This window comes from Neobacillus piezotolerans (genome assembly GCF_003362805.1).
GTDB lineage: Bacteria > Bacillota > Bacilli > Bacillales > Cytobacillaceae > Bacillus_D > Bacillus_D piezotolerans.
Window position 1 is genome coordinate 25,337 of sequence record NZ_QNQT01000004.1, and the last position, 14,850, is coordinate 40,186.

Here is a 14,850-nt window from a genome sequence, read left to right on the forward strand (position 1 = left end):
CCCCTTTGTGAAGTTGGAAAATATTTTAAATAATATTCCGTATATAAAAAATATTCTCTCTTCTTATTTTATAACGATATCTGTTTTTCAAGTCAACTTATAAAGTTTTACCAAAATAACAATTTACAATTTAAGGAAAGTGTCCGATCGGTTAGAGAACAGGGAATTTGTAAACACGGGAAAGGATGAGTAAAATAAAGAAAAAGGATTGAGAGGGTGCACAAAATGGATTTAAACAGCTGGTTTGAAAAAGCGATTCCGGTTGATGAGTACATAGACAATATGAAGACTCACAAGGAAGGGATGCTTGAAGTTTACAGGAAGTTTGAGCTGTCAGAGCCTCAGAAGGCGAGCCTGGAAGAAGTAAAAGGGAAGAAACTGCGTGTGATCGGCCTGACAGAGGATTGGTGCGGGGATGCGATGCTGAATAACCCCATCCTTCTGAAAATTGCCGAAGCGGCTGACATGGAAGTGCGCTTCCTGCTGCGTGATTCGAATCTTGAGTTAATGGACCAATACCTTACAAATGGAACATCCAGGGCAATCCCGATTTATATTTTTATCGATTCGGAAGGGAAGGAATACGCTGTTTGGGGACCGCGCGCCCCGAAGGTGCAGGACTTTGTCGATCGCGGGAGGGCCGGGCTTCCTGAAAAGGACGCGCCTGAGTTCGAGGAGAAACAAAAGGCTTTTTACAAGGATCTTATCGAATCGTACCGCACAGACATGGGCTTCTGGCAAACTGTATCGGAAAGTATTATCCAAAAAATAGTATAATTGATATATTGAAAAAGCAGCTTCGCGTGTGTGAAGCTGCTTTTTTATTGCATAAAAATTAGCTGAATGGACGGCTTCCATTCGGAGGGATCCGGTCTTTTTTTATGCTTTTATCATTAATCTTGGGTTCAATGCCTAAAATGAGATTTCGGATATTCGATCGGTGCAGGTAGATAAGAAATATAGTAAAACATCCAAATAGGAGGCTCTGGCCTGGTACTGGGAGAATCAATGAATAAATGAACAAGGATAAACCCACAGAAATCGAGCCGAAGAATACATACTTTGTTGCATACGTTATGATAATGAACGCCAGGTATGCCGCCAAAAACATCGGCAGGCTGGTGGCGAGAAGGGCTCCAGCCGTTGTCGCAATCGCCTTGCCGCCCCTGAAACCGGCGAAGATGGGAAAACAATGGCCAATCACCGCGGCCATCCCAAGATAAAGCGGGTCGACCGCAGAAGGAAAGAAGATGGGAATTGACGCGGCAAGTGCCCCTTTGCCGGCATCCACTGCAAGTACAAACAAGGCTGCCCGTTTTCCCATAACCCTTAGTGTATTTGTCGCGCCGGGATTATTGCTTCCGTGTTCACGGATGTCCACTCCATATATAAGCTTGCCCACAATCAGGGCGGTCGGGATTGACCCTATTAAATAGGCGGTCAGGATTGCCAGCATACCATCATTCCTTTTATCATTGTACTGGATGAATATGGAATATAGTGTAGCATATAAGCTAGTAAACTTCATTCAAAAAAAGAGTATCGCGTTTTTCTACCATTATATTCACCAGTAATTTTTTTACGACCTTTCATTCCTATGAAAACATTTTTAAAAGTTTTTGCAGAAAAAACCAAGTTTCTTACGTCTATATACTAGGGTGGAATCCAGAAATAATATACCGGCAAAAAAAGCATTTGGATGGCTCGTTCCAAGTAGGGAAGCGCCGCCGGTCAGGAGCCCGGATTTGGGAGTTTAATAGGGAGGAAAAAAGATGAAAAGCATAAATTGGGTAAAAGTATTGATTGGTATGGCTATGGCTTCAGGGGCGTTGCTAGAGCTCCTTTTTAAAAAAATCGGGAAAGCGGCTAGCAATGTTTAAATATCTTTCAATCGTGGCTGCCTTGCTATCTGTTTTACTGTACTATGCGAAACCGCTGCCTTATGCAGGCTGGTTTGCAGGCGCTGCCGCCGCGTTTGGCTTCGGTTATGGTTTAATCAGCCTGTTGAAGGAGAAAGACAGCGGGGGAAAAACGTCTATCAAGCTGAATGTAGTGGCCATGCTCATTTTGTTACTCGGGCAATGAAAAAGGGGCGCTTTCCTTTTTTTGTCGGATATCCTTTTACAATCGCCTTTCCTCTATCCGTTTACAAAATCCTCTTTAATTTTGATAAAGCGAGGGGCAAGGGGTATGATAGGTGTCGAGTTCCCCTTTAAATTCCATTGCGGAAGACAATTCAATCGGTTATGATGATAGTTGGTGAATGGATTTAATTGGGAATAAGCATTTTGAAATAGGGATGATACGTATGAAAAGAGCGCGGATAATTTATAATCCCACATCCGGCAGGGAAATTTTCAAGCGCAATTTGCCTGAGGTTCTGGAGAAGCTTGAAAAGGCGGGCTATGAAACCTCTTGCCACGCCACAACCGGTGAAGGGGACGCGACCAGGGCGGCGCGGATAGCCGTTGAACGCCGCTTTGATATTGTAATTGCCGCTGGCGGGGACGGAACGATAAATGAAGTCGTTAACGGCCTTGCGAATCAGGAGTACCGCCCAAAGCTGGGCATAATCCCGATGGGTACGACGAATGACTTTGCCCGTGCGCTTAAAATCCCGAGGGATATAGAGGCGGCTGTCGACATCATTGCCAAGGGCGACCGTATCCCAGTCGATATCGGAAGAATGAATGATAAATATTTCATAAATATAGCTGGCGGCGGACGCATTACAGAGCTGACTTATGAGGTGCCGAGCAAGCTGAAGACGATGCTGGGGCAGCTGGCTTATTACCTGAAGGGAATCGAGATGCTCCCTTCCATCAGGGCCAGCCATGTATGCATTGAATATGACGGAAAGCTTTTTGAAGGGGAGGCAATGTTCTTTCTTGTCGGGCTGACCAATTCAGTAGGCGGCTTTGAAAAACTTGCTCCGGACGCTTCCCTTAATGATGGCATGTTCACGCTGATTATTTTAAAAAAGCTGAACCTTGCCGAGTTTATAAGGGTTGCGACGCTTGCTGTCCGCGGCGAGCATATCCACGATGAACATGTGATCTATACAAAAGCAAACAGAATTAAAGTGCATTCGAACGATAAAATGCAATTGAATCTTGATGGGGAATTTGGAGGGCTTCTTCCGGCTGAATTTGAAAATCTGTACCGGCATTTTGAAGTGTTCGCGCCGGTTGGAGATTTGCGCCCCGAGGATATCCCGACCGACTGGATTGCTGGAAAGAGATATAGCTAATAGGCGGTTCCGTCCTTTTGGGGCGGAGCCTTTTTCTGATTTTTCAGGCAATGTTCCGCCTATACCAACTCCCGGCCTATTTGTGGTATCCTAAGTTGGAATACTGGAAATGCTGCGAAAAAGGGAAATATCCTTAAGGCATTTTAATGGTACAATGGGGTTGGTTCTTATTTTGCGAAATGGGGTGGCAAAATGGGTAAGAGGGCTTTGCTCAATATCGACTATACATATGACTTCGTAGCCGATGCCGGGGCATTGACATGCGGGAAACCGGGACAGGCTATTGAAGGTAAAATAGTTGAATTGACCGAAGAGTTCATCAGGAACGGGGACTATACCGTGTTTGCGATTGACGTCCATGACAAGGGCGACGAGTATCATCCGGAGACAAAGCTGTTTCCTCCACACAACATCCGCGGTACAAACGGGCGTGATTTGTTTGGGGACCTGCAAAAGGTGTATGATAGCAATAAGCATCTTGAGAATGTATACTATATCGACAAAACCAGGTACTCAGCCTTTGCCGGAACCGATTTGGAAATAAAATTGCGTGAACGGGGAATAACCGAAGTGCATCTCGTCGGTGTGTGCACGGATATTTGCATCCTGCATACGGCCGTGGATGCCTATAATAAAGGCTTCAAGATTGTTGTTCATAAGGAAGGCGTCGCGTCATTTAACCAGGCCGGCCACGAGTGGGCGCTCGGCCATTTTGAAGGGGCGCTTGGGGCCGAGGTTAAATAGCACGACACTACACAAAGGGGTTAACGTCATGAAACACATCTATAAAGATGACAGCTATGCCTTGCATACTGACCTATATCAAATAAACATGGTCGAAACATATTGGAGGGATGGCCTCCATAACCGGAAAGCCGTGTTCGAACTTTATTTCCGGAAGCTGCCGTTCGGGAATGGCTATGCTGTGTTTGCCGGCCTTGACCGGATTATCAACTATGTAAAAGGATTGCGGTTTACCGAAGAGGATCTCGACTATTTGCGGAATGAAGTTGGCTATGCCGAAGATTTCCTTGAATATTTGAAGGGACTTCGTTTTACAGGCACAATCAGGGGGATGAAAGAAGGAGAGCTCGTTTTTGGAAATGAGCCGCTTCTTCGCGTCGATACGACCCTCGCCGAGGCGCAGCTTCTGGAAACAGCCCTGCTTAACATTGTGAATTACCAAACACTCATCGCCACTAAAGCATCACGGATTAAACAGGTGCTCGGCAAAAATGAAGTGGCCATGGAGTTCGGGACAAGGCGCGCCCATGAATTCGACGCCGCCGTCTGGGGAACACGGGCGGCATATCTAGCCGGATTTGATGCGACAAGCAACGTCCGCGCCGGAAAAATGTTCAACATCCCTGTCGCTGGAACGCATGCGCATGCAATGGTCCAGGCCTACCGCGATGATTACACAGCGTTCGTGAAATACGCGGAGACGCATAAGGACTGCACATTCCTTGTCGACACGTACGATACGCTCCGTTCGGGAGTACCCAATGCCATCAGGGTGGCCAAGGAAATGGGCGACAAAATCAATTTCGTCGGCATCCGCCTCGACAGCGGCGACCTTGCCTACCTGTCCAAAGAGGCGCGGAAAATGCTCGACGATGCCGGCTTCAAGGATGCCAAGATTTTTGCTTCGAGTGATTTGGACGAGTATACGATCCTTCATTTAAAGGCCCAGGATGCGAAAATCGACAGCTGGGGAGTAGGGACAAAACTGATAACAGCGTTTGAACAAGCGGCGCTTGGGGCTGTTTATAAAATTGTCTCGATTGAAGATGAAAATGGCAAGATGATGGATACCATCAAAATCTCCTCCAATCCGGAAAAAGTCACGACGCCGGGATTGAAGCGGGTTTACCGCATCATTAATAACCGGACAGGCTACTCCGAAGGGGATTACATCACCCTTGAGACGGAGAATCCCCAGGAAGAAAAGCGGATCAAGATGTTCCATCCGACACATACGTACATCAGCAAATATGTGTCCAACTTCACGGCTAGGGAGCTTCACGAGGATATTTTCGTTGGCGGCGAGCTTGTCTACGAAGTGCCATGCCTGGAAGAATCCCGTGAGTTTTTGGTGAAAAACCTATCCGAAATCTGGGATGAGTACAAACGGACGGCCAATCCGGAAGAATATCCAGTCGATTTAAGCCAGAAGTGCTGGAATAACAAAATGCGCAACATTGAAGAAGTGAAGGAAAAGGTTTCGGCCATGTTCAAAAAAGAATAGTGGGATCGCGGGTCCGAAATGGGCAGCAATTTCTGAATGCGTCCGGATTTTGCCGGGCGCCTTTTTTGATGGATTTTAAAAGAACTGTTTTAGGACGAAATACAGAATGGCGGCGATGATAATGATGGACATGCAACCGGCATTGCCGAATAGTATCCGGTCCTGGTTTTTTCGGTCTGGGAACATAGAGGGGTGCACCTCCTGGGTATTTGAAATATCATTGTGTTCAGGATAAATTGCGCTAAAGAATCAATGGAAACCCCGCGTTGGGTTCTGACAGCTTTTCATGATTTCAAGCCAGAAGCTCCCCATAAGATCTATTGAAACCTCCTAATAACAACTCTCTCCCACTAATCAGTTCACAAAAATACGGCCCTTCGATTAAAATAGAGTCAAATTAATCCAGGTTTTGAGAGTGAATCAGCGAGTACCAGGAAAGCAAGGGCTACCTATATTGCCCTTTACTTCACACCATACAGGATAAGCACTGTTTTTCTGGTTTCCAAAGGTTTATCAGGAATACGGCATCAACCTATGAAAAGATTCATTCTTATGGAATGGGGGATTTCCTTTGGCAAAAATATTACCCAAAAAGGTAAACATGAGGAATGGCGACCAGTTTATACTTAAGGAGGCTACCGCAGAGGATGCAGAAGCGGTACTGGAATATATGAAGGAAATCCTCGATGATTCCCCGTATTTAATGACAACACCCGAAGAGTTTACCCAGACTGCAAGCCAGCAGCAGGAATGGCTCGCCCAGATGGCGGAAGACCCAAATAAGCTTGTGATTGTGGCGGAACTAAATGGAATGATTATTGGATTTCTCGATTTCCATAACGGAAACCGAATCCGGAACAGGCATCAAGGCGCATTCGGGATGAGCGTGAAACGGGAATACAGGAATATGGGAGTTGGCAACGCTCTTCTTTATGCTCTTTTGGAGTGGGCAGAGGGCAACCCGGAAATCGAAAAGGTTACTCTTGAGGTATTTTCCGACAATGCAAACGCCATTGCCCTTTATAAAAAACTCGGCTTTGAAATGGAAGGAATTAAAAGAAAGGCTATAAAGACGGACACTGGTTACCATAACCTTTACCTGATGGCGAAGTTTGTATAGTCCAACTCACGCAAAAAAGCCTCAGGCAAGTTCCGCCTGAAGCCGTAGTTATTCGGGGTTTTTTAAGTCAAACTGCAGGTGTTCTGACAGATATGGGTTTTGTCCCTGTATAAAGACATTTGCAAAGTTGTAATCCTCAGGAGTTTCAAACCGGGTTGCAGTCGTAAAGTGAAGGCCGGCGACGTCCTTAAGAATACCAGGCTTTTTCCAAGGAACCGAATAATATAGGGATGGGGAAGAGGTCATCTGGAAAAAAGGGAAATCATTGTTTTCAATTGGCTGGGATGAAGGATGAATTGCTTCATTCCCCCACTTTATTTTTTTTGGACCAATTGTCGATGCGGTCCACCATACTTGTTTTGCATAATTCTCAAACGCTGGTATTTCCTGTGGCAACTGGATTTCAATCCCCATCGGTTTGATGGACCCCGATACATAATCAAAGTGATGTTCGGTAATCAAAGTGAAATTCCGGCCTCCTTCATGAAGCAGCTTCAAGCTGACCCGTTCAAGACTTGAGAACTTTGGCAAATAAGAAGTTGAATACGATTTTAAAAGAGATTCATATTCTTTTTCCGAAAGCACAGCACCTCCGTAAGAATCATCAATTTCTCTGTAAATGTCTTTTTCAGAAACAATCTCTCCATCAATCACCAGGAATGCAGTTCGTTCCGCATTGTCCATATGGCTGATTGTAACTTTTGAAAAACCAAGCTTCTCAAGATGCCGCAAGTCACGATCTGGAATTGATAAATTGGGGTTTTCAAGTTTTTTAAAGTCTGTGATTACCACAGCCTGTGTTGTGTAATCGAGATAGGTGGCTCCTGTATACACGAACAAAAGAATTATCAAAGCACTTGCCAGGCGAAGGACCGGAAGTTTATTTTTCAGTTCTGCTCCTCCTCAACGGTGATTAATAGTATACTATTACCATTATTATACACCGGTAGCAGGTTAGGCGATAGGGGGAAAGAGCATGGGCTTTGGAACGATGATTGTTGGATTCTTTTTTGTCTTTTTTAACTTTAACTTTGGGCCGGTGAATCTCTTCCCGGATTTGGTCGGGTATATCCTTCTTTGTATTGGAGGGAATCAACTGGCCGGGCGAATCGATAATAAACATTTTTATGTTTTGGGCAAAACCGCAAAGTTGTTAATCGCATTGTCAGTGCTTGATTTGTTTGTTAAAAACTCATCCATCCTGAATGGCGCAATAAACGGGCCGGATACAATCGAAGGAAGATTATTTATCGGAATAACCACATTGCTAACAGTATTCCTTTCTGTATTCTTTTTCTATAACCTTTCAACAGGAATTAGCGAAGAAGCAGGTAAGGGTGGGAATTCGGAGTTGGCGGAGAGGGCGGCAAAAACAAATAAACTATTTATGGTTTATCAGTTGGCCGGGGCCATTATTTTATTGGGAACCCTTATTTTTGTGGGTGAGGTTGTCCAGTATCAGATAGGAGGTTCAGGCTTTTTTCTCATGATAGGATTAATAATCGTTATCCTCTATTTATTCGTTCAGGTTAGGAAAATGCTTAAGCTTGCCTCGGAAACATTCGAAGATAACCAACAGGAAAGCTGGTGAAAACCGGCTTTTTTCTTGTTTTAGGAAATATAAAATTGAACCTTGTTTATAACCCGAAATAAGTTATTGTAATCCAGCTCCAGCGCCTAGCCCCTCGAGGTCATAAGCCGTTTCCCTCCGGAGGGCAGGCCCATCCTGCGGGCTCCGTCTTATGCTGGTCGGGGCTGAGCAAGGCGCTTCCGCATTTTGTTTCATTCGCCTTCCGATTATGATAAAATCCTTGTATTAAAAACTGCGAGGGCGAAACAATGACAAAATCAATTCCAGTCCGGAAAAATGACTATATAGATGTACGATTTGAAGATTTGACCCATGACGGCGCGGGGGTCGCGAAGGTGGTCGGATTTCCAATCTTCGTCCAAGAAGCACTGCCGGAAGAATCGGGAAAAATAAAAATCATTAAAACGCAAAAAAACTATGCAATCGGCAAGCTTGTTGAAATAACCGAAAAAAGCCCATACCGGGTTGAAATCCCTGCCGGGGAATCCCATAAATACGGAGGCTGCCAGTTGGAGCACATGTCCTATGAAGGGCAGCTTAAATACAAGGAAAACCAGGTAAAGCAGGTGCTGACGCGGATCGGCAAGCTTGAAGATGTGGTTGTCCATCCTGTGCTTGGAATGGAAGAGCCGTGGCATTACCGGAACAAGGCCCAGGTACCGGTCGGCGAAAAGGACGGAAAGCTAATCGCTGGCTTTTTTAAGCCAAGGAGCCATGAAATCGTCGACACGAATGAGAGTCTTATTCAGCTTCCCGAGGTCAATGAAGCGATCAATATAGTAAAGGACATCTGCAGCCGGCTTGGCATTGAGGCTTATAATGAGCAGACCCATAAAGGCGTCCTCCGCCATATTATGGCCCGCTATGGCAAGCAAACCGGCGAGCTTATGGTTGTCCTGATTACAAGGACACTGGAACTTCCTCATAAAACCAAGATTATTGAAGAAATTATCGCAAGGCTTCCAATGGTAAAATCGATCGTCCACAACGTTAATTCGATGCGGACAAATGTCATCATGGGGCCGCAAACAACGGTGGTTTGGGGAAATGAATTTGTCTATGACTATATTGGCGATGTTAAATTCGCCATTTCTGCCATGTCCTTTTACCAGGTCAATCCCGACCAGACAAAGGTGCTGTATGAAAAAGCGTTGGAATATACGGGGCTGACCGGCGGGGAAACGGTCATTGACGCCTACTGCGGAATCGGAACCATCTCTCTGTTCCTCGCGCAAAAGGCGGGTAAGGTTTTCGGAGTCGAGGTAGTTCCTCAGGCTATTGAGGATGCAAAACGGAATGCCGAGCTAAACGGCATCACGAATGCGGAATTCGAGGCAGGCGAAGCGGAAGTTGTAATCCCGAAGTGGTATAAGGAAGGCAACAGGGCAGACGTCCTTGTCGTCGACCCACCCCGCAAAGGCTGCGACGAAGCGCTCCTTCAAACAATCATTGACATGAAACCAACAAAAGTCGTCTACGTCTCCTGCAACCCGGGAACACTCGCCCGCGACCTTCGGATCCTTGAGGACGGGGGATACAAGACGGTGGAAGTCCAACCTGTCGATATGTTTCCGCAGACCACACATGTCGAAGCGATTGCGAAAATAATTTTGAAAGAAGGCAACTAACCCTATGGGAGTTGCCTTCTCATGTTTCTTGCAATGATATTCAAAGCTGTATTTAGTGTCAATAGTTCCATCTAATTGGCAGGTTACTTTCTCAACTAATGAATTATGTAGTTGAGGCGTTAAATCCTTCCCTTGTTCAATACACATGTCCCTTAACTCGTAAGAGAGCTTACCATTACGTGCGAGACGAGACAGTTCTTTGGTTAAAATCGTTAATAATCCGGCCATAAAAAAGAGCCATTACAGCGGATGCTTCTTTTTCAACCTCCATTTACTTATGGAACCCCTTCTTTTTAAGGGCGCATTTCCAGATTAAGGATCTTCGTTATTTTGCCTGAAGGGACATATTCTTGCATAATTCTAGTTAATAGGCGGCTATTTTTAAATCTTAAATAAGGTGAATGGTATTAGTATAAATCCTCAGCACACAGGGGGATTTTTTACCATAGGCTACAGTCACCAATATTCTTTATATATATGGACCTTCTTGCTATAATAAATACTACATTTGTAAAAGTAGGAGGGGGATCATGAAGGAGATTCCACAAATATCAGAAGCAGAATTTGAAGTGATGAAGGTTATATGGCAATATGAGCCGATTTCAACTCCTGAGGTAGTTGAGAAATTATCGAATAAGAGTGATTGGAAGCCAAATACCATTCACACCATGCTGGCCCGCCTAGTTAAGAAAAAGGCTTTGCATTCAAGAAAAGATGGCCGAGTGTTTATTTATACTTCACTGGTTGAAAAGCACGAATATGTTGAGCAAAAAAGTAAATCCTTTCTAAAGCAGTTTTTCGGCGGTACGTTAAATTCAATGGTATTAAATTTTATTGAAAATGATCAGTTATCGAATGAAGATATTACCGAATTAAAGAAAATCTTATCCAAGAGAGATAAGAAAGGGGAAAAATAATGGATAACATGCTGCTACGGATTTTAGTCAGCACAATTGTGGTATCCCTCCTTATCTTCATCATTCTATTAATCAAAAAGCTATTAAACAATCATATGACAGTGAAAGCACATTATCATATTTGGTATTTGCTTTGCATTCCTGTCCTTACTGCCTTTTTACCTTGGAATTATTTTCGCCTTGGAGAAGGCATTCGCTATTTAAAAAGCTTACATTTTTTTCACAAAGAAGCGCCATTCTACAGTAAGAGGATGAATGGAGTGGATGCCTCTCAGGCACCAAACAGTGATTTATTACATGATTTCACCGTTTCAGTAAACAAGTCAACGCCCGATTTTGTCTACCATACATTATTTACAGTTTGGTTCATTGGGGTGGCTCTTTTTGTTGGGGCTGCTGTTTTTTCAACTTACAAAATCTATAAAATCAGGAACTCTGCTGTGGCTATTGATGACCAAAAGCTAAATAACCTATTAGAAGCGTGCAAAGAGATGGTTGGGGTGAAAAGAAACATAAGGTTACGGGAGACCTCTATGATTTCCTCGCCAATCACGTTCGGGATTTTTCAGCCCTATATTTTTTTACCAAGCAAAACGCGGGAAGAATTCTCGTTAAATGAATTAAAATACGTGCTTATGCACGAGCTTCACCATCATAAAAGCAAAGATCTGTTCGTGAATTACGTCATGTGGATGTTTCAGATTATTTATTGGTTTAACCCGGTCGTCTGGTATGCTTCAAAAAGGATTCGAATCGATCGGGAGTTGGCCTGTGATGCTTCCGTTTTAAATCTCTTGGATGAGAGCGGATATATCGAATATGGGCATACCATCATTCGTTTCGCAGATAAAAAATATGATAGCACCCTTAAACAGATTGCTCCAGGTATAGGTGGGACAAATAAACAAATCAAACAAAGAATCCAATTCATTGCAAGCTACTCAAGAGATTCTCTAGTTTTGAAATGGAAAAGCAAGGTTATCTGTGCTGTTTTAGGAATTGTTTTGCTATTCCTTGCTCCAATCACCAACGTTATTGCCAGCCCAAATGATGTGTATCAGTTTAGCGGGAAGAATGCGGTCTATGAAGATTTAAGCTCCTATTTTAAGGACACCAAGGGGAGCTTTGTTTTATATGATCCCTCTAAAGACCAATATCAAATATATAATCGAGAGATGAGTGAACAGAGGATTTCTCCTGATAGTACTTATAAAATATATTCTGCCGTATTCGCATTGGAATCCAATGTGATTTCCCCGAATAAAAATAAACAGGTTTGGGATGGAGAAGTTTATCCTTTTTCAGAATGGAATCAAAATCAAAATTTAGAGTCCGCCTTAAGCCGTTCCGTGAATTGGTATTTCCAGAATACCGATCGGGAGGTAGGAAGGAAGCAACTGCAAGATTATTTTCACAAGATAAAATACGGGAATGAGGATCTTTCCGGGAATTTGGATAATTACTGGATGGAATCTTCTTTAAAAATATCACCCATTGAACAAGTCCAATTATTATACAAATTAGAAGAAAATCAATGGGGGTTTAAAGAAGAAAATATCAAAGCAGTAAAAAAGGCACTTTTAATAGATGAACAAAGGAATGGGCGGTTGTACGGTAAAACGGGAACCGGCATGGTTAATGGAAAGAATGTAAACGGCTGGTTTATTGGCTTTGTCGATAAAGGTGATGATCGTTTTTATTTTGCCATTAATATTCAAAATAAGGATGGTCAAGCCCAGGGAAGTAAGGCTGCAGAGATTGCCAAGCAGATCCTGCATCATAAAAAGATATATTAATAATAAACCCCAGAAAGCATTTCACTACCTTTTTGGGACTTTCTTGGTTTAAATACTACAATTGTAGTGTTTGTTATTAACTTTCACACAAATTTCCCAGTATGAAAGGGCTGATGTGTTTTGAAGCAGAAAAAGCAGAAAATCTGGATAACCTGCCGGGTGTGGATGTCTCGAATGATTGGAAGAGGGGCCGAACCTATGGGGAAACGCATCACAGTGCCGCTGATATCATCAGCCATCGGGTTTTCCGGGTATATTTTGACATTAATAAAAAAGGACAGCCAACTACAAAATGATTGACATCTATTTACTACAAGCGTAGTATTAATTGTGTAATAAATACTACATATGTAGTATTTTCTGCGTAATTTACTATTACGTATGTAATCAAATTGGAGAAAGGAGGACATTATCTCCCAGCATTTTTAGAATCTGCTGGTTGTGAGCCGATCGGTGTTAATCTAAACATAATGATTAAACCCGCTGATTCTATTTTCAGGACAGCTAAATATTAATAGAAAGAGGTTATGATTTTGAAGAAAACACATAATATTTTCAGTATGAATAATTTTATATTTGCTCTGCTTGTGCTAGTGGTTGCAATTGTACCCCTCGCTGGCTGGTCGATGAGCACCTATAACCATTCTGACAAGCCCGAAAATACAGTCGTGAAAACACCAGCACCCCAATTACACCGTAAGTTCGCAGAACTCGAGAACAAATATGATGCCCGTCTCGGAGTCTACGCCATCGATACAGGTACAAACCGGAAAGTCTCTTATCGGCCTCAAGAGCGGTTCGCTTACGCATCTACTTACAAAGCTCTAGCAGCAGGTGCATTGTTGCAGCAATACTCCATTGATCAACTTGACGAGTTGGTCACATACAACAGCGAGGACATCGTTTCGTATTCACCCGTAACACAACTTCACGTAGATACCGGGATGACTCTTGGGGAAGTTGCCGAGGCTGCTGTTCGATATAGCGACAACACTGCAGGAAACCTTTTATTAGAGAAACTGGGAGGACCTGAGGGATTTGAAACAGCACTGAGGCAGATTGGCGATCGCGTTACCCAGGCTGATCGCTACGAGACGGATTTGAACTCAGCTGTTCCTGGAGACAAACGTGACACCAGCACACCCAAAGCACTTGCTACAAGCCTCCAGGCTCTCGCAGTCAGCGACTTGCTCCCAACTGAAAAACGTACGATCCTAACAGATTGGATGCGGGGAAATGCAACTGGAGATACATTGATTCGTGCTGGTGCACCAACAGGCTGGGAAGTCGATGATAAGAGCGGGGCGGGAAGCTATGGAACGCGGAATGACATTGCCATTGTTTGGCCGCCGAATAGAGCTCCCATTGTCATCGCAGTTCTATCCAGCCGCGATACACAGAATGCCACCTTTGACAATACGCTAATCGCAGAAGCTGCAAAGGTCGCACTTAACGCCCTGAAGTGAACAGATAAATAAATTTACGCATCACAATAGTCGAATGAAAAAGCTGATGAGTTTACCATTTATAACTCATCAGCTTACATTTTAAAATCTATCTAATGTTATATCCATGTTTATGCTGGAAGTAACCTTATAGCACTACTATTTCTCTTAATTCCCCTTAAAAATCTTTTAGTTATTACAGATCATTAACACATTTCCATCCAAATCTTCAAAGTTAAAATTAACAAAATCCCCAATTCGCTCAACTTCTTTCACAATGGTGATACCCCTATTTTTCACAAATTGGTACGCTTCATCGATATCCTTGACGAAAAAAATTAAACAGAACATGATTCGAGGGTTTTAATGTAAAACCCGGATTAAAAGTGTGATCATCTAAAGTTAGTCCAGTTTCAGAGGTAACAGGGATGTTGTAAACAGGAGATTCAACCTTGGATGGCTTGGTGCTCCGGGAATGAGCGTTTATGTAGCGTCGAAACACGCTATTGTCGGGCTTACAAAATCCGCAGCTTTAGAAATGGCGTCATATGGCGTCCGCGTAAATGCTGTGGCTCCGGGCGCTACAAATACAGAGATGATGCGTAGTATTGAAAGAAATGCAGTTGGCGAAGAACACGCTGAAGAAGCACAAAAAGCATTTGCGGCTGCTGTTCCAATGGGGCGCTATGCTACTCCGGAAGAAATCGCGGATTTGATGGTATTCTTAGGTTCTGAAAAATCCAGGTTCATTGATGGAACGATGGTTCGTATCGATGGCGGCATGTCCTCCAATTCAGCACAATAAATTATTAAGTGCTCGCCCGGTTTGTTTTTGTTCCCTGGAATTCTGTTTTT

General features: G+C 43.6%; 15 protein-coding genes. 12 read left to right on the top strand and 3 right to left on the bottom strand.

The window, feature by feature from the left end:
• The first annotated feature begins 225 nt into the window (after window positions 1-225).
• Complete coding sequence (locus DRW41_RS11185; protein WP_115452091.1) at window positions 226-777, top strand: thioredoxin family protein; 552 nt, start codon at window positions 226-228, stop codon at window positions 775-777.
• A 58-nt stretch (window positions 778-835) separates the two neighbouring features.
• Here the strand turns inward: DRW41_RS11185 and plsY are convergent, their stop codons facing one another.
• Entirely contained in the window at window positions 836-1,456 is a 621-nt protein-coding gene (gene plsY, locus DRW41_RS11190; RefSeq protein ID WP_115452092.1) for a glycerol-3-phosphate 1-O-acyltransferase PlsY, read from the bottom strand.
• Between the two features lie 416 nt (window positions 1,457-1,872).
• Between plsY and DRW41_RS11195 the strand changes: the two genes are divergently transcribed.
• From DRW41_RS11195 to DRW41_RS11215, 5 genes are all read left to right on the top strand, one after another.
• Window positions 1,873-2,085, top strand: coding sequence for a hypothetical protein (locus tag DRW41_RS11195; protein ID WP_115452093.1), 213 nt, complete (start codon window positions 1,873-1,875; stop codon window positions 2,083-2,085).
• A gap of 223 nt (window positions 2,086-2,308) precedes the next feature.
• Window positions 2,309-3,250, top strand: coding sequence for a diacylglycerol kinase (locus DRW41_RS11200; RefSeq protein WP_115452094.1), 942 nt, complete (start codon window positions 2,309-2,311; stop codon window positions 3,248-3,250).
• 192 nt (window positions 3,251-3,442) lie between these two features.
• Entirely contained in the window at window positions 3,443-3,994 is a 552-nt protein-coding gene (locus DRW41_RS11205; RefSeq protein ID WP_115452095.1) for a cysteine hydrolase family protein, read from the top strand.
• A 28-nt stretch (window positions 3,995-4,022) separates the two neighbouring features.
• Entirely contained in the window at window positions 4,023-5,498 is a 1,476-nt protein-coding gene (locus DRW41_RS11210; protein ID WP_115452096.1) for a nicotinate phosphoribosyltransferase, read from the top strand.
• Between the two features lie 571 nt (window positions 5,499-6,069).
• Window positions 6,070-6,618 carry a GNAT family N-acetyltransferase gene (locus DRW41_RS11215; RefSeq protein WP_115452097.1) on the top strand — a complete coding sequence of 183 codons (549 nt, stop codon included), beginning with the start codon at window positions 6,070-6,072 and terminating at the stop codon, window positions 6,616-6,618.
• Window positions 6,619-6,666: 48 nt separating this feature from the next.
• Here DRW41_RS11215 and DRW41_RS11220 read toward each other — a convergent pair whose 3' ends face one another.
• Window positions 6,667-7,452 (bottom strand): hypothetical protein, encoded by a 786-nt coding sequence (locus DRW41_RS11220; protein WP_142752226.1) that lies wholly within the window; start codon window positions 7,450-7,452, stop codon window positions 6,667-6,669.
• A gap of 142 nt (window positions 7,453-7,594) precedes the next feature.
• Between DRW41_RS11220 and DRW41_RS11225 the strand changes: the two genes are divergently transcribed.
• From DRW41_RS11225 to bla, 5 genes are all read left to right on the top strand, one after another.
• A complete protein-coding gene (locus DRW41_RS11225; protein WP_115452099.1) occupies window positions 7,595-8,209 on the top strand; it encodes a hypothetical protein in 615 nt (204 codons plus the stop codon).
• A 248-nt stretch (window positions 8,210-8,457) separates the two neighbouring features.
• Window positions 8,458-9,837, top strand: coding sequence for a 23S rRNA (uracil(1939)-C(5))-methyltransferase RlmD (gene rlmD / locus DRW41_RS11230; protein WP_115452100.1), 1,380 nt, complete (start codon window positions 8,458-8,460; stop codon window positions 9,835-9,837).
• A gap of 530 nt (window positions 9,838-10,367) precedes the next feature.
• Window positions 10,368-10,754 (top strand): BlaI/MecI/CopY family transcriptional regulator, encoded by a 387-nt coding sequence (locus DRW41_RS11235; RefSeq protein WP_115452101.1) that lies wholly within the window; start codon window positions 10,368-10,370, stop codon window positions 10,752-10,754.
• Entirely contained in the window at window positions 10,754-12,550 is a 1,797-nt protein-coding gene (locus tag DRW41_RS11240) for a BlaR1 family beta-lactam sensor/signal transducer (RefSeq protein WP_115452102.1), read from the top strand. The genes DRW41_RS11235 and DRW41_RS11240 overlap by 1 nt, the downstream gene beginning before the upstream one ends.
• 560 nt (window positions 12,551-13,110) lie before the next feature.
• On the top strand, window positions 13,111-14,016 hold the full coding sequence (bla, locus tag DRW41_RS11250; protein WP_439330869.1) for a class A beta-lactamase: 906 nt from the start codon (window positions 13,111-13,113) through the stop codon (window positions 14,014-14,016).
• Between the two features lie 168 nt (window positions 14,017-14,184).
• On the opposite strand, the gene DRW41_RS23700 is transcribed toward bla, so the two are convergent.
• The gene (locus tag DRW41_RS23700; RefSeq protein ID WP_342771991.1) at window positions 14,185-14,346 is read right to left on the bottom strand and encodes a VOC family protein; all 162 of its coding nucleotides are present in this window, start codon (window positions 14,344-14,346) and stop codon (window positions 14,185-14,187) included.
• A gap of 124 nt (window positions 14,347-14,470) precedes the next feature.
• Here DRW41_RS23700 and DRW41_RS11260 point away from each other — a divergent pair, with 124 nt between their 5' ends.
• The gene (locus DRW41_RS11260; protein ID WP_115452105.1) at window positions 14,471-14,800 is read left to right on the top strand and encodes an SDR family NAD(P)-dependent oxidoreductase; all 330 of its coding nucleotides are present in this window, start codon (window positions 14,471-14,473) and stop codon (window positions 14,798-14,800) included.
• The last annotated feature ends 50 nt before the right edge of the window (window positions 14,801-14,850 follow it).